Origin of the sequence: Embleya sp. NPDC050154, from assembly GCF_044460165.1 — a bacterium.
GTDB lineage: Bacteria > Actinomycetota > Actinomycetes > Streptomycetales > Streptomycetaceae > Embleya.
Window position 1 is genome coordinate 166,754 of the sequence record NZ_JBITJP010000009.1, and the last position, 17,159, is coordinate 183,912.

Consider the following 17,159-nt stretch of genomic DNA (forward strand, 5'->3'; position numbering starts at 1 on the left):
TCAACGCGTGACCCGCGTGATCCGCGTGACCCGCGTGATCCGCGTGATCCGCGTGATCCGGATGAGCCTGCCGCCGTTTCGCCGACTGTGGACCGTGCCCTGGCGCTCTACCACGGCACGGTCTCGCCGTGCCGATCCAGGAACCGCAGGCCGGGGGCGCCGATTTGCGCCTCCAGCACATCGACGACGGCCGGGATGCTCTCCTCGGCGGCGAGGGGCGCGTCGGGTCCGCCGAGCCGGGTCCGGTTGTGGCCGGGGTCGATGAGCAGTTTGGTCCGGCCGTCGTCGGCATAGCGGGTGGCGTAGCTGCGCATGAGCTGGTTGAGCGCGGCCTTGCCGGCCTTGTACAGGTCGTAGCCGTCCTCGGTGTTCCGCGTGATGCTGCCCTGCTCGGAGGACATGACCGCGACGGTGCCGCCGGGCACCACGAGGTCGCGGAGGGCCTCCAGGGTGCGCAGCGGGCTCAACGCGTTGGTGACCATCACCTCGGTGAACATGTCGGTCGGGACCTCGCCGATCGGCAGGTTGCCTCGGTCGATCGCGGCGTTGACGAAGAGCAGATCGAGTCGCCGGCCGGCTAGGCGCTCGCGCAGCGCGGCCAACTCCTCGGAGCTGGTCATCTCCAGTGATTCGACCTCGAGAAGTCCGTTCGAGGCATCGGCGTTCGCTTGCAGTTCCCCGCCGCTGCGGCGCGCGGTGGCGGTGACCCGCCAGTCGCGTCGAGCGAGCTCGTTGGCGAGGACGAGTCCCAACCCTCGGGAGGCTCCGATGACGAGAGCTTGGCGATTGGACGTGACGGACATATCGACTCCTTCTCGGTGAGCGGATTCCAACATAGACGCGACGTTGCGTCTAGGCAAGATTTTTGCCGCCGCCGGACGGGTACCGTGTCCCGCATGCCCGCCGCCGGCCCCCAGCCCCGCAGGACGCACTCCGGCAACCGGCGCGACGAGGTCGCGCGCCTTGCCGTGCTCCATGCCGCGGACGATCTGCTCGTCGAACACGGCTTCGGCGCGCTGACCGTCGAGGCGATCGCGCGCCGCGCCGGCGTCGCCAAGCAGACGATCTACCGCTGGTGGCCCTCGAAGGTCGAGATCCTCCTCGACACACTCATCGAGGACAGCGAAAAGCGTCTTCCCGTCCCGACGGAAACGCCCACGGCGGACAACATCCGCCGCTACGTGGGCGACTTCGCGCGATTCGTCACCGACGACTCCGCCGGCAAAGTCCTGCTCGCACTCATCGCCGAGGCACAGCACAACCCCGACGCGGCCAAAAGCCTGCACCGCCGCTACCTCGACCCCCGCCGCGAGCGGGAACGCGCCATGCTCACACACGCCATCGACGCAGGCGAGATCTCCCCCGCCCTCAACCCCGACGACACCATCGACGCCCTCATCGGCCCGATCGTCTACCGCGCCCTGACCCGGTCGCCCCTCTCCCGTGCACTGCTGAGCACCCTCACCGAGGAACTCCTCAAACCTCGCTCACATTGAGCATCACCAAGGCGACGCCGGCGGGGCGTGGACGCCGGCTCCCTCTGCACCCGCGCGCTCGGCGAGGCCGCGAACGGCCCCTGGTGGCACCGGAGTAGGAGGATGCCGGGTGGGTCGCGACACGAAGCCCGGTGCCCTCGTGGGGGTTTTCCCGAGTCGGGGCGGGGCAGCTGCGAAGGCGACCCGATCGGAGGACGGCGATCATGACCAGTGCGACAACCCCGGGCAGCGCGTCGGACGAGCGCAGAACCCTCACCACCGATGTTCCCGCCCGCCTGGACCGGTTGCCGTGGTCATGGTGGCACTGGCGCATCCTGATCGGCCTCGGCACGGTGTGGATCCTCGACGGCCTCGAGGTCACCGTGGTCGGCAACGTCGCCGGCCGGTTGTCCGAGTCGGACAGTGGGCTCGACATCACGGCGGCTCAGGTCACCGGGCCGGCCGCCGCGATGTACGTCGCGGGGGCGTGTGTCGGTGCGCTGTTCTTCGCGTGGCTGACGGATCGATTCGGCCGCAAGAAACTCTTCATGGTCACGCTCGCCGTCTACCTCGTGGGCACCGCGCTGACCGCCCTGTCCGTCCAGGCCTGGATGTTCTTCCTCTTTCGGTTCATCACCGGCCTGGGCATCGGCGGCGAGTACGCGGCCATCAACTCCGCCATCGACGAACTCATGCCGGCCCGCTACCGAGGCCGGGTCGATCTCGCCGTCAACGGCACCTATTGGGCCGGAGCCGCCGGCGGCGCGCTGCTGTCGGTGGTGATGCTCGACACCTCGATCTTCCCCGCCGACATCGGCTGGCGTCTGACCTTCGCGCTGGGCGTCGTGCTCGGCCTGGTCATCCTGTTGGTCCGCCGACACGTCCCCGAATCACCGCGCTGGCTCTACCTGCACGGCCGTGGCGACCAGGCCGAACGCCTGGTCGCCGAGGCCGAGGAGGAGGTGGTGGCCGAGAGCGCGCGAAGCACCGGCGAGAAGCGCGCATTGCCGGATCCCGAGGGCGAGTTGACCATCGACACCGGCAAGGCGGCGGGTCTGGGCGCGATCGCGCGCAGCGTGGTCCGGGACCATCCGCGTCGTTCGGTCCTGGGCCTGTCGTTGTTCATCGGCCAGGCATTCCTCTACAACGCCATCACCTTCGGCTTCGCGTCGATCCTGGAAATCTTCTACGACGTGCCGAGCAACCGTGCCGGCTACTACTTCGCCGTGATCGCCGTCGGCAACCTGCTCGGTCCGCTGCTGCTGGGGCCGTTGTTCGACACGGTCGGACGACGCGTGATGATCACCTCGACCTATGTCGGCAGCGCGCTCGCGCTCTTCGTCACCGCCTGGCTGTTCGGAGCGGGACACCTGAACGCGACCACGCTCACCGCGTGTTGGTGCGTCGTGTTGTTCCTCGCCTCCACCGGCGCGAGCAGTGCCTACCTGACCGTCTCGGAGATCTTCCCGATGGAGGCCCGGGCATCGGCCATCGCGCTGTTCTACGCGGTGGGTACCGCGGCGGGCGGAATCGCCGGGCCCCTGGTCTTCTCGGACCTGACCAAGTCCGGCGATGTCGCGGACACCGTCCTCGCGTTCTGCATCGGCGCGGGTCTGATGCTGGCCGCCGGCATCGTCGCCGGATTCCTCGCGATCAACGCCGAAGGGCGCTCCCTCGAGGACATCGCCCCACCGATCTCCTCGGTCGACCGCGGCTCGGCGGCCGATTGAGGCCGGTCCTGTTCACCCCCGGCCTCCCCCATCGACGGACGCACGCTCGGAAGCCGAAGCAGGAGCGGAAGCGGGTACGGAGACGGCAACGAAGACGGGGGCCGGGAGCGCTGCCGAAGCCCCACCCGGCCCCGACCCATCCACTCGTCACGTCGAGTTGCCGGCGCGCCGGTGGGTAGCGCCGATGTGGTGCAGGTGGATGAGGATGTCGTAGCTCGCGCGCAGCCGAGTGTTCTCGTACTCGTCGCAGGGCCAGACGACGCCGAGGCTGCGGATGGGGTGCGCGGCCTCGATCCAGTCGTGCGCGACGCCCGGGGCCGCGGCGCGGGTGTCGAGGTACCAGTCACGTCGGGAGACTCTCTCCAGGACGTCCTCGCCGGCGCGGGTGGCGGGCGGGCCGATCGTAAAGCGACGCCACGGTGCGCCGGGGGCGTTCTGGTCGATCGCGTTGAATGATCCCTGGCCGAAGGTGAATCCGGCGTTGACGTAGCGGGCCCCGAGACGTTCGCGCAGGATGCGCCCCTGGGTCCCGGTCCCGGCCCGGCCCTCGCCGGCGATCTGCGCGTTGTGGGCGGAGAGGAAGACCCGCGTGCCGGTGTGGCGCTGCCACCACAGGGTGTAGTCGGCGGCGACCCGGTCGCGGTACCGCCGCGCCGCTTCGTCGGCGATGTCGAACGCGCAGTCAAGGCCGTTCCCGGCCACCCGGACCGGACTGTCGGGCCGGCGTACGTTCCACACCCGCATCCACCGCAACAGGTCCCGCGTCTCGGTGGTGTTCCACGCACTGTCACCGGCCCGGAACTCTTCGTCCATGATCGTCCTCAGATGGCCCGTGCCGTGCAACACCCACGCGTCCAGGCGGACCCCCGCATCCCGGTGGACCGCGAGGACGAGGCTCCGGAAACCGCGGTGTTCGACCAGGTGCCGGAACAGGCGATGCTTGACGGTGCAGAACTCGCTCGAACCGTGCGTGGCCTCGCCCACGCCGACCACGTCCGCGCCGCCGATCATCGTGTCGAACGCCCGCAGATCCGCCTCGGAGCCGCCCGGCAGGGTACTGCCCAGCGCATGCGCGGAGTGAGCCAGGGCCGCCGCCGGGTCACCGCGCGCCGCAGCGGAGTCTTTGGGCGGCGCGGCACCGGTGGCGACCCACCCCGGCGCCCCGGTGACGGTGGCGGTGCCGCGCGCCGGCGGCGGGTCCGGAACCAGGCCGAGGGCCACAGTCGCACCCGGCCCGTGTCGGGGCGAGATCGCCGGGGCCTCGATCTCACAGGATGGGTACACATCGTCTGATTTCATGACTCCGACGCTAGACAACGGTTAGCGGCCGGCGCCTCGTCCGCCAGACCCAGGACTCGGGTACTCCTTCGGTCGAATTCGACAAGTACCCGACACCCGGAGATACCCGGGACCGAGGCGCCGGCACGGCTCCCCACTCCGCAAGCCGTCCCGCCACCGGCGCCGGCCGCGCCCCGGCCCCGACCATCAGTCCACCGTCGCCTCCCCACCCTCGTAGTACCCGTCTCCCGCGAACCGCACGAGCAGCGGTTTCCCGGCGAGGTCGGACGGCACGCGCAGGACGGCCTCGCCTTCTCGGCCGGTCCAGGCCCGGACGGCCTCCCCGCCCGCGTTCACGAGCACCACCTCGACCTCGAACAAAGGTGCCGCGCACGCGTCCCGGAGCGAGACGGCGATCGTGTCGGGTGCCCGCTTCGTGGCAACCAGTCGGGGCGCACGGTTGCCGCACACGCTGCCGGTGAAATCGCCGACCTCGAAGAGTTCCGCGCCGCCGAGTCCGCCGGCGGACCAGCCGACCCCACCTCCCGCGCGCACCACCGGACGGTAGTGGGCGCGGTCGCGCAGTACGGCGAGCAGTCGAAGCGGCGCCCGCGCACGAACAGGGCGATGGCGACGAGCACGACCGGGAGCAGGACGTAGATCCATTGCAGCCCGAATCCGCCGGGTTGCTGATCGTACGTGTAGGCCACGCGTTCACGGTCGAAGGTCCACGAGTGCCACGTGGCGCGGAGCTTGCTCTCGCCGCGCACGACCCATGCCGTGTTGTGGACGATGATCAGTTCGTCGACGGTGCCCTTCCCGTGGAAGCCGAGCATCGTGAACGGGTGGAAGGGGTTGCCGTATCTGAGCCAGGTGCGGATGTACCAGTAGCCGCCCAGCGCCAGTGTGGGCACACCCAGCACGGCCGCGTTCGGCAGCGCCACGCGGGCGGCGGCGGCGTGACCGCGCAGCCGGGCGGCGCGGGTGACCGGCGCGGACCCGGGGCCGGGCGGCAACGAGCGCCGCAGCGCACCGACCACACGCCAGGTCTGCACCACGACCAGAACGCCGACCATGGCGGCGGTCAACAGGTTCGAGGACTTGACGCCGATCGCCGTCCCCAGCGCGATCCCGACCATCGGCACCCGGTAACGCAGACAGCGCGTCGCGTCCTCGCCGCGCCGCATCGCGTCCACGACGGCCGGGTGCAGGTCGAGCGTCAGGTGCAGCGCGGTCAGTGTGGTCGCGGCCGTGGCGAAGTCCACGTAGGTGGTGGAGGCTTCCAGGAACACCGCGGGGATCGCCAGGATGCCGAGACCGGCGAGTACGGCGTGCGCGCGGCGGGCGCCGGCCGTACGGGCGAGCCCGGCCGTGGCGAGCGCGCCCAGGGCGAGGAAGGGCAGTCCGGACGCCCAACCGAGTCGGGTGTCGCCCAGGAACGCGCCGCTGAAGCCGGTGAGCAGTTCCTGCCCTTGCGGGTACACGTCGGCCCACAACACCTGCGGGGTGTGTCCCACATGGCCCTGTTGGAGCCACAGGGCGGGTCCGGGCAGGTGGTACCACAGTCCGTCGAAGTCCAACGGGCCCAGGAACACGGCCAGTGCGGCGCGCCAGCAGTACTGCGCGGCGACCAGCAGCGCCGCCACGACGACCAGCGGATGCCGCCGGCAACGCCGTACGCGCGGCCACAACCCGGCGACGGCGGCGACACCGCGGCGTCGGGCCGCGTCGGTGCCGGGCCGTCGGGTGAGCACGACCTCCACCGCGGCGACCGCGATCGCGGCGGGGAACAGCGCGGCGTAGTCCTCCCAGTAGCGCAACACCAGTACCGCGCGGTCGTCCGGGGACAGTCGCGCCAGACCTTCCAGAAGAGTCAGGCGCAGCTCGATGTCCTGGCCGTCGGGCGCGTGCGCGTCCGGGAGATCCTCGGCGGGATATTCCGACCAGCGTTTGAGTCGCCGGACGGACAGGAACGTTCTGACCAGCGTCCGGTGCGCGTACGCCATGGGCGCGTCCATCTCGCTCACCCGGTTCCAGCGCGGGAACAACTTCCCGAAGGTCGCCTGGACCAGGTCCTCGGCCATGTGCCAGTCGCCGGTGAGCAGGCAGGCGGTGCGCAGCAATTGCCCGCTGCGCGCGTGCGCGAACTCCTCGAAGTCCGCGGCCGCGGCCTTGCTTCCCGACATGGACCCTCCACACGTTGACGTCACACGAGAAACGCCACGAGCCCCGGGTTTTGATAACACCTTCGTCGGAAATCTCTTCGGGCCGGAATCCCCGCGGGGAGGACGCCCGTGCGGGATCAGGCGTCCGCGTCCTGGGGCTCGTTCAGCCACTCCTCCACCGTCTTGCCTCGGCGCCAGTAGCCGGCCGCGTGCAGGGTGTCCCGGTTCAGACCGCGTTCGTTGCGCAGGTAGCGACGGATGGTGCGCACGGTGAGCGCCTCGCCGGCGACCCAGGCGTGCACGGTGCCGTCCGGCCAGGGGAATTCACAAACCGCGTCGGCCAATTGATCGTCGTCGGGGTCGGCCGAGGTGTCCCGGTGCAACCATCGGATCCGCACGTCGGTGCCCGGTGCCGCGCTCAGGGGCTGCTCCTCGAAGCGGTCGGCGACCTCGACGAAGACGTGCGCGCGCGTGCCGGGGGTGAGGCGTTCGAGGATCGAGGCCACGGCGGGCAGCGCCGTTTCGTCCCCGGCGATCAACAACTGGTCGGCGTCGGCGGGCGGGAGCGTACCGACCGCCGGGCCGGCTATCCCGAGCACGTCGCCGGGTCGGGCCTCGCGGGCCCATTCCACGGCTCGGCCGTGGCCGTGGATCACGAAGTCGATGTCGAGTTCGGGCCCGGCCGGGTCGAAGCGCCGCACGGTGTAGTTGCGCGCGTGCGGCGGCGTCGCGCCGGCGGGATGGACCAGACCCTCGGGGCCGAATTCGGGTAGCACCGGTATGCGTTCGCCCCGAGGCGGGAAGAAGAGTTTGACCCGTTCGTCGGCCTGCCTTCCGCCCTCGAACGTACGCAACTCGTCTCCGCCGAGCGTCAACCGCAACATTCTCGGCGTCACCTCGGCCGACCGCACGACCGTGGCCAGACAGGTGCGAATCGGCGACCGCCCGGCACGGTCACGGGTGTCGCCGGCCTGGTCGTCTCGCGCCATGGGATGCCCCCTCGTCGTTCGGTCCCGATTGCTCGGCGCCTCGGGTCGGAATCGGTATGCGTGCGCGACGCCCGGCGGCACGGCGTCGCAACCGGGCGTACTGGGCAAGTCTTTCAGGTATGCCTTACCTTACTGGGGTGTCTCTCCGGGTCGATTCCCCCGATGCCCCGTCCGCCGTCGCCGCGTCCGACGCCCGGGCCGCGCCCGGTCGTTCCTCGCGTGTCGGGCTGCTCGCGATGCTGGCCGTGCTGCTGCTCGGCGCGCTGTTCGCGTCCCTGGCGATCGGCACGCGCAACGTCGCGCCGAGCGAGGTGCTCGCCATGCTGGGCGGCGAACGCACCGGTGACGCCGGGCTGATTCGCGATCTGCGGGTGCCGCGCACGCTCCTGGGACTCCTGGTGGGCGTCGCGCTGGGGGTGGCCGGCGCCGTCGCCCAGAACGTGACCCGCAACCCGTTGGCCGACCCCGGTCTGATCGGGGTCAGCGCGGGTGCGGCGTTCGCGGTCGCGGCGAGTGTGGGACTGCTCGGACTGACCGGATCGCACAGCCACCTGTGGTTCGCCTTCCTCGGCGCGGCGATCGCGGGCGCGATCGCCTACCTGGTGGGCGGCGCGGGCGTGGGTGGCGCGACACCCGCCAAGCTCGCGCTCGCGGGGGCCGCGGTCAGCGCGCTGTTGGAGGCCGGGACCGGCGCGCTCGTGCTGACCGACCCCGACTCACTGAACCGCTACCGCTCCTGGGCGGTCGGTTCGCTCGCCGGCCGGGACAGCGAAACCACCTTGTTCCTGCTGCCGTTCGTCGTGGTCGGGATCTGCCTCGCGCTGAGTCTGACCGGTCGGCTCAACGCGTTGGCGCTCGGCGACGAGTTGGCCACCACGCTCGGCACGCGGGCGGGCACCACCCGGGCGCTGGGCGCGCTCGTGGTCGTCCTGCTGACCGGGACCGCGGTCGCCGCCGCCGGGCCGATCGTCTTCGTCGGTCTGGTGGTGCCGCATGTGCTGCGGGCCTTCACCGGGCCCGACGCCCGCTGGCTGGTGCCGTGTTCGGGGCTGGCCGGTGCGGTGTTGTTGCTGGTCGCCGACGTGGTCGGGAGGGTGATCGCACGGCCCACGGAGGTGGAGGTCGGCGTGGTCACCGCCTTCCTCGGGGCGCCCTTCCTCATATATCTGGTCAGGCGCGGAAGGATCGGGGAACACACCGGATGAAGACTGCCGATCCCGCACCGCGCGTCCTGCGTTGGGAGCGAGGGCCGCTGGGATTCGCCGTGCGCCCGCGTACGCTTGCCGCCGCCGTCGGCCTGACGGTGCTCGTCTTCGTCGGCCTGATCGCGTCGCTGGCGCTGGGCGACTATCACCTGCCGTGGCGCGACGTGGTCACCGGGCTGTTCGGCGCGGGTCCCGCCGACGCCGAGTTGGTCGTGCACGAACTCCGGCTCCCACGGGCCCTGGTGGGAGTGCTGGTCGGATTCGCGCTCGGGATGGCCGGGGCGGTCTTCCAGGCCGTGACCCGCAATCCGCTCGCCGGGCCGGACCTGATCGGGATCACGGCCGGCGCCGGGGCCGGCGCGGTGCTGGCGATCCTGCTGGGCGGTGTGAGCACCACGCAGTCCACGACCTACGGCGCGGTGCCCTTCGGCGCCCTGGTCGGCGCGCTCGCGACGGCCGCCGCCATCTATCTGTTGGCGTTTCGCGGCGGCACCATCTCCGGGTACGGCTTCGTGCTCGTGGGCATCGCGGTCAACGGCATGCTCGCGGCGCTCACCCGCTGGATGCTCGCGCGCGTCGACGTGAACACCGCGACCCGGGCCACCTCGTGGTTGACCGGCAGCCTGGACGGGCGCGAGTACACCCACGTGCGCTGGTTGGGCTATGCGCTCGTGGTGCTGGTGCCGGCGACGATCGCGCTCGCACGGCCGTACCGCATGCTCCAGTTCGACGACGACACCGCCGCGAGCCTGGGCATGCCGGTCACCCGCTCGCGGATCGCGCTGCTCGTGCTGGCGACGGGACTGACGGCGGCGGCCACCGCGTGCGCGGGACCGGTGGTCTTCGTCGCGCTCGCCGCCCCGCAGATCGCCCGCAGACTGGCCGGCACCCCCGGGCTGCCCTTGGTGGTGAGCGGTCTCGTCGGCGCGGCCCTGGTGGTCGTGGCGGACGTGGTGGCCCGCACCGCGTTCACCAACGAACTCCCGGTCGGCATCGTCACCGGCGCCGTCGGGGCGCCGTACCTGCTGTGGTTGCTCGCCCGGAACAACCGGGCCGGAAAGGGAGGCTGACGTGGGTTCCGCGCCGGAGCAGACGAAGCAGACGGATCACCCGGACGACACGGAGGCGACCGCGCAGGCCGAACTCGCCGGACCGGTCGGAACGGTCGAGCCGTCCGCGCCGATCGAACCGGCCGAGCGGCCCGGTTCGACCGGGCAGGCCGCGCAGGCCGCGCAGTCCGCGCAGTCCGGGAACACGACGCGGCACACCGAACCGGCGACGAAGAAAGGCGCGCCGGACGCCGCCCCTCCCTCCGCTCCGTCGAGGAACGCCTCCGGCGCCCCCGGGACGACCGCCGCCCCCGGGATGACCGCCGAAGGCATCACCCTCGGCTACGGCGAACGCATCGTCGCCCGGGACCTGGACCTCGACATCCCCGCCGGCCGGGTGACCGCCCTGGTCGGGCCCAACGCGTGCGGGAAGTCGACCGCTCTGCGCGCCCTCGCCCGGTTGCTGAAACCGCGTCAGGGCAGCGTCCTGCTCGACGGCGAGAGCGTCTCCCGGTTGTCCGGGCGGGACTTCGCCCAACGGCTCGCGCTGTTGCCACAGTCCCCGACCGCGCCCGAGGGCATCACCGTGCGCGATCTGGTCGCGCGCGGTCGCACTCCGTACCAGCGGTGGTGGCGGCAGTGGTCCTCCTCCGACGACGCCGTCGTGGACGCGGCGCTCAAGGCCACCGGTGTGGACGCGTTGGCCGGTCGAGGCATCGACGAGCTCTCCGGCGGGCAGCGCCAACGGGTATGGATCGCCATGGCGTTGGCCCAGGACACCCCCGTGTTGCTGCTGGACGAACCGACCACCTACCTGGACCTGGCCTATCAGGTCGACGTGTTGGAGCTGGTGGCCGAACTGGGCCGGGCCGAGGGCCGGACCGTGGTGATGGTCATCCACGAGCTCAACCACGCGTGCCGGTACGCCGATCACCTGATCGCGATGCGCGACGGCCGGGTGGTCGCGTCCGGGCCGCCCGCCGAGGTGGTCACGCCGGAGCTGGTGCGCGAGGTGTTCGACCTGCGCGCGGCGGTGATCGAGTGCCCCATCGCGGGCACACCACTGGTAATCCCGGTCGGGGGCCGTCGCTAGAGCCACGTCGAACACGCGTCGTCGGCGAGGCCCCCTCCCCACCCGGCGGCACACCATGCCCGCCCTTCGCGCCGCTCGGCATCCCCGGCGGCGCGAAGGCACGCCTGTCGCACCCGTCGAAGACGCCCGTCGCTCAGTGCGCCGGCACCAGGTAGCCGGCCACCGAGCGCAGCTTCTCGCAAGTCTCCTCGAACTCGCGCCCGGGCTCGGACTGTTCCACGATGCCGGCGCCCGCCTGGAGCCACGTCCTGCCGTCGCGCCGGAAGAGCGTGCGCAACACCAGGGCCGCGTCCAGCGTCCCGTCGTGGTCCATGGTCAACACCGCGCCGCTGTACAGCCCGCGCGGACCCGTCTCGTGTCGCCGGATCGCGCGGTACGCCGCCGGTTTGGGCACGCCCGACGCGGTCACCGCGGGGAACAGCGCCGCGAACGCGTCCCACGATCCGATGCCGGGCGCGAGCCGGCCCACCAGTGACGATGCCAGGTGCTGCACGCTGCCGCGCGGCTTGACCGACATGTAGTCGGTGACCATCACCGTGCCCGGGTCGCACAGCGGCACCAGTTCGTCGTAGGCGACCTTGACCGAGATGGCGTGCTCGTAGATCTCCTTGGCATCGCTGAGCAGGTCGTCGCGTCGCGACAGGTCGGCCGCCTCCCCGCCGCCGAGCGCGCGGGTTCCGGCGAGCGGCTGGGTGCCGACGTTGCGATCGGCGTCCACGGACACCACGATCTCGGGGCTGAAGCCGGTCGCACACACACCGCCCAGGTCGAGCAGGAACGAGCGGGTGGGCGTGTTTCCGCGCCGCCCGGCGAGGTAGGTGCCGACCATGTCCACCGGTGTGGGCACCTCGACCGTCCGGGACAGGATGACCTTGCGCAGCAGCCGTGCGCGGATCTCGTCCACCGCCGCGCCGACCGCCGAGCGGTACTCGCCGGCGCCGCCGGCCTCGACGTCGAGAGACACCGGATCCTTGCGCGGCGCCGGTCGATGCGCGGCCAACAGCGCGCTGACCGCCACGAGTTCCTCGGCGTCGACGGCGCGTATTCGTGCCCGGCCCTGCCTCAGGCGTACCTCGATGCGCGGAACGAACAGGTGCAACAACGGTTCCTCACCCACCAGTTCCGGCATGCCGGCCTGAAGGTAGGCGAACTCGAACCCGGCCCACCCATACGCGCGCCAGTGTGACACCGGGGCCCCGCGCAGGAATTCGTCGACCGCCGGCAGCGGCGAGTCGACCCACGACCGCACGCTGTCACCACCGCCACCGCCGCTACAGCGGACCTCGTGCTTGGTCACCACGACCTCGACGAGCACCCCCAGGCCCACGCACCATTCGTCGTCCCGCTCGTAGACCACATGCGCACGGCTGCCCACGATGCTCGACGATGCCTCGGCCAACGCTGCGGCCAGGTCCAAAGGATCTTCGGACAAAGGGAGTTCCCGCTCGACGTAGTCGGACACGACAGCCTCCGCGATTCGGCACAGTGACAGGTTAGGCAAGGCTAACCTATTGATCCACGGCCCTGGTCACATCGCGCGAGGTTAGGTTAGCCTCCCCTACTGAAAGGCAATAGTGCTTCGTGTGCCCTTCGAGGCCACCACTCAGAAGGGAAACGCTCGTTGACCTCCTCTCGGCACGACGGAAAGACCACGCACGACCTCATCGGGGTCGGATTCGGGCCTTCGAACCTGGCGCTCGCCGTCGCGATCGAGGAACACAACGCGCGCACCTCGTCGGACCACCGCGTGGACGCCCTGTTCCTGGAGAAACAGCCCACCTTCGGCTGGCATCGCGGCATGCTCGTGGACGGCGCGACGATGCAGGTCTCCTTCCTCAAGGACCTTGCCACGATGCGTAATCCGACCAGTGACTTCAGCTTCGTCAACTACCTTCACTCGATCGACCGACTCGTCGATTTCGTCAACCACAAGGTGTTCTTCCCGCTCCGGGCCGAGTTCCACGGATACCTCGAATGGGCCGCGGCCCGGGTGGCCCATCATGTGCGCTACGGCGCCGAGGTGTTGGCCATCGAGCCCGTCCTCACCGCCGGCCGGATCACCGCGTTCGACGTCGCCGTGGCGGGTGATCCCACCCCCCACCGCGCCCGCAACGTCGTACTCGCCCCGGGCCTGATGCCGCACCTGCCCGAGGGAGTCGAGGCCTCCGCCCGGGTCTGGCACAACTCCCGACTCGTGCCCAACGTCGCCGCCACCGACCCGACGACCGTGCGCACCGCGGTGGTGGTCGGCGCCGGACAAAGCGCCGCCGAGACCGCGGACTACCTCTACCGACGCTTCCCCGACGCCGAGGTGCACGCGGTCTTCAGCCGCTACGGCTACTCCCCCGCCGACGACAGCCCGTTCGCCAACCGGATCTTCGACCCCGCAGCCGTCGACCACTACTTCGAGGCGCCCGAGCAGGTCAAACGGCAACTGACGGAGTATCACCGGAACACGAACTACTCGGTCGTGGACGGCGATCTGATCGAAGAGTTGTACCGGCGGGTGTACGAGGAGCGTGTCCAGGGCCGCCAACGCCTGTACATCCGGCATGCCTCCCGGGTCGTCGACCTGCGGGACGACCCCGAAGCAGCGCACGTGGACGTCGAGTTCCTGCCCACCGGGAAGACCGAGACGCTGCGCGCCGACGTGGTCGTCTACGCCACGGGTTACCGCCCCGGCGACGGACTCGCGCTCTTCGGCGACACCGCCCGGGCCTGCGCGCGCGACGAGTACGGACGCCCCCGCCTCGGCCGCGACTACCGGGTGGTCACCGAACCCCCGCTCAGCGCCGGGATCTACCTCCAAGGCGGCACCGAGCACACCCACGGCATCGGCTCCACCCTGCTGTCCAACATCGCGGTCCGCGCCGGCGAGATCCTCACCTCCATCAACGAGCGCTCCGGCCCGGACCCCACCACCGCGATCGCGACCGAGAACCCGACCGCGATCGCGAACGGCCTGATCCCCACCTCCCGGCAGGGTTGATCGGTGCGCCTGGGCGACATCGCGGTCGACATCACCCCGCTGCGGGCCAATCGCGAGTTCCGACTGCTGTTCACCGCCACCGCGCTGTCCATGCTCGGGACCGCGCTGACCTCGGTCGCCGCGAGCATCCAGGTCTACGACCTGGGCGAGTCCTCGCTGCACGTGGGGTTGGTCAACCTGGTGATCGGCGTCAGCCTGTGCGTGGGCCTGCTGGCCGGCGGCGTACTGGCCGACCGCACCGACCGGCGCCGGCTCATCCTGTCCACCCGTGCGGGCTCCGCGGTCGTCGTGCTCGCGCTGGCCGGCAACGCCCTCGCACCCGAGCCCCAACTGTGGTTCGTCTACCTCGCGGCCATCGCCGCCGGCATCGCCGGCGGCCTGGGCGCACCCGCCCTGATGGCCGTCACACCGGCCCTCGCCGGGCGCGAACACCTCGCGGCGGCCGGGGCATTGCTCACCCTGACCACCCAGTTCGGCGCGATGGTGGGCCCCAGCCTGGCGGGCCTGATCGCCGCCGGCCCGGGGGTCGCGGTGTGCTACCTGATCGACGCGGCCGGGTTCGTGGCCGGCGCGGCCCTGCTGTGGCGGCTGCCGCAACTGCACCCGGAACCCGACGAGGACGCCGACATCGCGGCCACGCAACACCCCGTGCAAGCCATCCTGGACGGGCTGCGACACGTACGCGCGAACAGGATCATCCGCGGGCTCATGCTCGTCGACCTGGCGGCCGTCGTCCTGGCCATGCCGTACGCCCTGTTCCCCGAGATGGGCCACGAGGTCTTCGACGGCGGACCCACCGCGGTCGGCCTGCTCTACACCGCCCCCGCCGTGGGTGCCTTCCTCGGCGCCCTGGCCGGCGGTTGGATCTCGCGGGTGCAACGCCCCGGGGTGACCCTGATCGCGGTGGCCGCACTGTGGGGCGCGGCGATCGCCGCCTTCGGCCTGACCCGGCACCTGTGGCTCGGCCTGCTCGTCCTGGCGGTGGCCGGCGGCGCCGACACCATCTCCGAGATCCTGCGCCGCACCCTCCTACAGCAGTACACGCCCGACCGACTCCAAGGCCGGGTGGGCAGCCTGTGGCTGGCCCAGGCCACCGCGGGCCCGGCCACCGGCAACGCGCTCTCCGGCGGCGTCGCCCGCCTGATCGGCCCCGGCGCCACCCTCGTGGCCGGCGGCCTGGCCTGTGTCGCCGCGGTCCTCGCGGTCGCCACCGCGCTGCCCGCGCTGCGGGCCGCGGAACCGACCTCCGCACCGGCCGAGGAGGCGGCGACCCCGACCGACCCCGCCGCGGCCGAAGACCCCACCCCCGGCGCCACGCCGCCGACGACATCGACGACCACGAAAGGCTGACCCGCCGTGACGAACCCCTTCGACGACGACTCCGGGACGTTCCTGGCCCTGCTCAACGACGAGGGCCAGTACTCCTTGTGGCCCGCGTTCCTGGACGTGCCCGACGGTTGGCACACCGAGCACGGACCCGCCGCGCGGGCCCAGTGCCTGGAACACATCGAGACCAATTGGACCGACATGCGGCCGCGTTCCCTCGTGGCCGCCACCGAGAACTGAGCGGAGAGCACCGGTGCTGCGCACGCTGCTGAGTGGCAAGATCCATCGGGCCCGGGTGACACAGGCCGACCTGCACTACGTCGGATCGCTGACGGTCGACGAGGACCTGCTCGACGCTGCCGGCATCACCGAGGGCGAGGTGGTCCAGGTCGTCGACATCGACACCGGGGCGCGCCTGACCACGTACGCGATCCCCGGCCCGCGCGGCAGCGGGGTGATCGGCGCCAACGGGGCCGCCGCGCGGCTGATCCACCCGGGCGACCTGGTCATCGTGATGGCGTTCGCACTCCTGGACGAAGCCGAACTGGCCACGCATCGCCCGCGCGTGGTGCACGTCGACGCGGACAACCGCGTCGTGGCACTGGGCACCGACCCGGCCGAGCCGGTGCCCGGCATGCCGGGACAGATCGCCGGCACCACGGTCGCCGTACTCTGAGACGATCGAACCTCGAACGATCGAGCCCCCGACTCCCTTGTGACGCAGGGGAGTCGGGGGCTCTTCACCTTCCGTCCGGTGCCCGCGATCAGACCTTCGCGGCCTGGGCGGCGGCGTCCACGCGCGGCATGATCTTGTCGATCACGTACTCCACGGCGAGCGGGGTCGGCGCACGCAGGGCCCAGAAATCGTTGGAGTCCAGCGGGACGTACGAACCACGCTTGACCACGTTCAGCTTGGCGAACTGCGGGTTGCCCTCGATCGCCTTCTTCAGCGCGTCGTCCGCGTTGTAGTTGCTCAGCAGCACGCCCACTTCGAGCACGTCCAGCCGCTCCATGCTCAACTCGGCGGCGAATCCGGCCCCGGGCAGGCCGGCGATGGCATCCGGGAAGGTCATCCCGAACCCGGCGAGCAGCTTCACCGAGGTATCCGACTTGTCCTTGAGCACCGCGACCGTACCCGCGTTCTGCGCGTTGGTCAGTGCGAAGGACTTGCCCTTGATCGCGGGATGGCTCGTGGCCACCCCGGCGATCTTGGCCTCCAGGTCCGTCACCAGCTTCTCGGCCTCGGTGGACTTGCCCAGCGCCTTGCCGACCTGCCGGGTCACCTGCTGCCAACTGTCCTGCGAGGGGCCGGTCTCGAACGCCGTGGTCGGCGCGATCTTGCTGAGTTTGTCGTACTCCTGCTCGACCCAGTAGTCGGTGTTCGCCAGGATCAGGTCGGGCTGAAGCGCGAGCACCTTCTCCAGCGGAGCGCCGTTCTCACCCATCGTGATGATCTGCGGCTTGTCGCCGGCCAGCTTGGGCTTGGCCCACGGTGCCACCCCGTCCGGCGGGGTCGTCTCGACCATGCCGGCGAGCTTGGTCGCCAGCGCGAGCGCGGCGTCCTGATCCCCCTCGCCCAGCGCGACGATGCGCTTCGGCGCCTTCTTGATCGTGGTGGTACCCAGCTTGTGGGTGATCGTGATCGGGTACGTCGGCGCCGCCGCGCCGCCCGTCCCGGGAGAGGCCGCCGCCGGTCCGGAGGCGGGCGACGCGCCGGAGGCATCCTTCTTGTCGTCGTCGCCACAGGCAGCGAGGCCGAACACGAGTGCCACGGCTATCCCGGCCGCGGCGAGGCGGCCGGGGCCGGTGCGGCGGGCGGCGGTGTGGCGGACGAAGGGCGGCGCTGCGATTCTTCGCATG

Annotated in this window: 16 protein-coding genes; 9 read left to right on the forward strand and 7 right to left on the reverse strand. The window is 71.1% G+C overall.

What is annotated here, in order from left to right; all coding sequences use genetic code 11:
• Positions 1–107 precede the first annotated feature (107 nt).
• Complete coding sequence (locus ACIBSV_RS20640; protein ID WP_395864960.1) at positions 108–803, reverse strand: SDR family NAD(P)-dependent oxidoreductase; 696 nt, start codon at positions 801–803, stop codon at positions 108–110.
• Between the two features lie 93 nt (positions 804–896).
• On the opposite strand from ACIBSV_RS20640, the gene ACIBSV_RS20645 reads away from it, so the two are divergent.
• On the forward strand, positions 897–1,496 hold the full coding sequence (locus tag ACIBSV_RS20645) for a TetR/AcrR family transcriptional regulator (RefSeq protein ID WP_395864962.1): 600 nt from the start codon (positions 897–899) through the stop codon (positions 1,494–1,496).
• Between the two features lie 203 nt (positions 1,497–1,699).
• Positions 1,700–3,205 carry an MFS transporter gene (locus ACIBSV_RS20650; protein ID WP_395864964.1) on the forward strand — a complete coding sequence of 502 codons (1,506 nt, stop codon included), beginning with the start codon at positions 1,700–1,702 and terminating at the stop codon, positions 3,203–3,205.
• A gap of 147 nt (positions 3,206–3,352) precedes the next feature.
• On the opposite strand, the gene ACIBSV_RS20655 is transcribed toward ACIBSV_RS20650, so the two are convergent.
• From ACIBSV_RS20655 to ACIBSV_RS20670, 4 genes are all read right to left on the reverse strand, one after another.
• Positions 3,353–4,504, reverse strand: coding sequence for an erythromycin esterase family protein (locus tag ACIBSV_RS20655; protein ID WP_395864965.1), 1,152 nt, complete (start codon positions 4,502–4,504; stop codon positions 3,353–3,355).
• A 186-nt stretch (positions 4,505–4,690) separates the two neighbouring features.
• Positions 4,691–4,840, reverse strand: coding sequence for a hypothetical protein (locus ACIBSV_RS20660; RefSeq protein ID WP_395864967.1), 150 nt, complete (start codon positions 4,838–4,840; stop codon positions 4,691–4,693).
• Positions 4,837–6,669, reverse strand: a complete 1,833-nt coding sequence (locus ACIBSV_RS20665; protein WP_395864969.1) for a SigE family RNA polymerase sigma factor — start codon at positions 6,667–6,669, stop codon at positions 4,837–4,839. Before ACIBSV_RS20665 ends, ACIBSV_RS20660 begins: the two co-directional genes overlap by 4 nt.
• 116 nt (positions 6,670–6,785) lie before the next feature.
• Positions 6,786–7,637: a siderophore-interacting protein gene (locus tag ACIBSV_RS20670; protein WP_395864971.1), complete on the reverse strand. Its 852-nt coding sequence runs from the start codon at positions 7,635–7,637 to the stop codon at positions 6,786–6,788.
• A 236-nt stretch (positions 7,638–7,873) separates the two neighbouring features.
• On the opposite strand from ACIBSV_RS20670, the gene ACIBSV_RS20675 reads away from it, so the two are divergent.
• From ACIBSV_RS20675 to ACIBSV_RS20685, 3 genes are all read left to right on the forward strand, one after another.
• Positions 7,874–8,842: a FecCD family ABC transporter permease gene (locus tag ACIBSV_RS20675; RefSeq protein WP_395865282.1), complete on the forward strand. Its 969-nt coding sequence runs from the start codon at positions 7,874–7,876 to the stop codon at positions 8,840–8,842.
• Positions 8,839–9,912, forward strand: a complete 1,074-nt coding sequence (locus ACIBSV_RS20680; protein ID WP_395864973.1) for a FecCD family ABC transporter permease — start codon at positions 8,839–8,841, stop codon at positions 9,910–9,912. The genes ACIBSV_RS20675 and ACIBSV_RS20680 overlap by 4 nt, the downstream gene beginning before the upstream one ends.
• 295 nt (positions 9,913–10,207) lie before the next feature.
• Entirely contained in the window at positions 10,208–10,984 is a 777-nt protein-coding gene (locus ACIBSV_RS20685; protein WP_395865284.1) for an ABC transporter ATP-binding protein, read from the forward strand.
• Between the two features lie 133 nt (positions 10,985–11,117).
• Here ACIBSV_RS20685 and ACIBSV_RS20690 read toward each other — a convergent pair whose 3' ends face one another.
• Positions 11,118–12,446, reverse strand: coding sequence for a salicylate synthase (locus tag ACIBSV_RS20690; protein ID WP_395864975.1), 1,329 nt, complete (start codon positions 12,444–12,446; stop codon positions 11,118–11,120).
• A gap of 159 nt (positions 12,447–12,605) precedes the next feature.
• Between ACIBSV_RS20690 and ACIBSV_RS20695 the strand changes: the two genes are divergently transcribed.
• From ACIBSV_RS20695 to panD, 4 genes are read left to right on the forward strand one after another with little or no spacing between them, the layout of a single operon-like run.
• Complete coding sequence (locus ACIBSV_RS20695; protein ID WP_395864976.1) at positions 12,606–13,973, forward strand: lysine N(6)-hydroxylase/L-ornithine N(5)-oxygenase family protein; 1,368 nt, start codon at positions 12,606–12,608, stop codon at positions 13,971–13,973.
• A gap of 3 nt (positions 13,974–13,976) precedes the next feature.
• The gene (gene entS, locus ACIBSV_RS20700; protein ID WP_395864978.1) at positions 13,977–15,323 is read left to right on the forward strand and encodes an enterobactin transporter EntS; all 1,347 of its coding nucleotides are present in this window, start codon (positions 13,977–13,979) and stop codon (positions 15,321–15,323) included.
• A gap of 6 nt (positions 15,324–15,329) precedes the next feature.
• Positions 15,330–15,539, forward strand: coding sequence for an MbtH family protein (locus ACIBSV_RS20705; protein WP_395864980.1), 210 nt, complete (start codon positions 15,330–15,332; stop codon positions 15,537–15,539).
• Positions 15,540–15,552: 13 nt separating this feature from the next.
• Positions 15,553–15,975 carry an aspartate 1-decarboxylase gene (panD, locus tag ACIBSV_RS20710; RefSeq protein ID WP_395864982.1) on the forward strand — a complete coding sequence of 141 codons (423 nt, stop codon included), beginning with the start codon at positions 15,553–15,555 and terminating at the stop codon, positions 15,973–15,975.
• An 88-nt stretch (positions 15,976–16,063) separates the two neighbouring features.
• On the opposite strand, the gene ACIBSV_RS20715 is transcribed toward panD, so the two are convergent.
• Positions 16,064–17,158: an ABC transporter substrate-binding protein gene (locus ACIBSV_RS20715; RefSeq protein WP_395864984.1), complete on the reverse strand. Its 1,095-nt coding sequence runs from the start codon at positions 17,156–17,158 to the stop codon at positions 16,064–16,066.
• Between the last annotated feature and the right edge of the window lies 1 nt (position 17,159).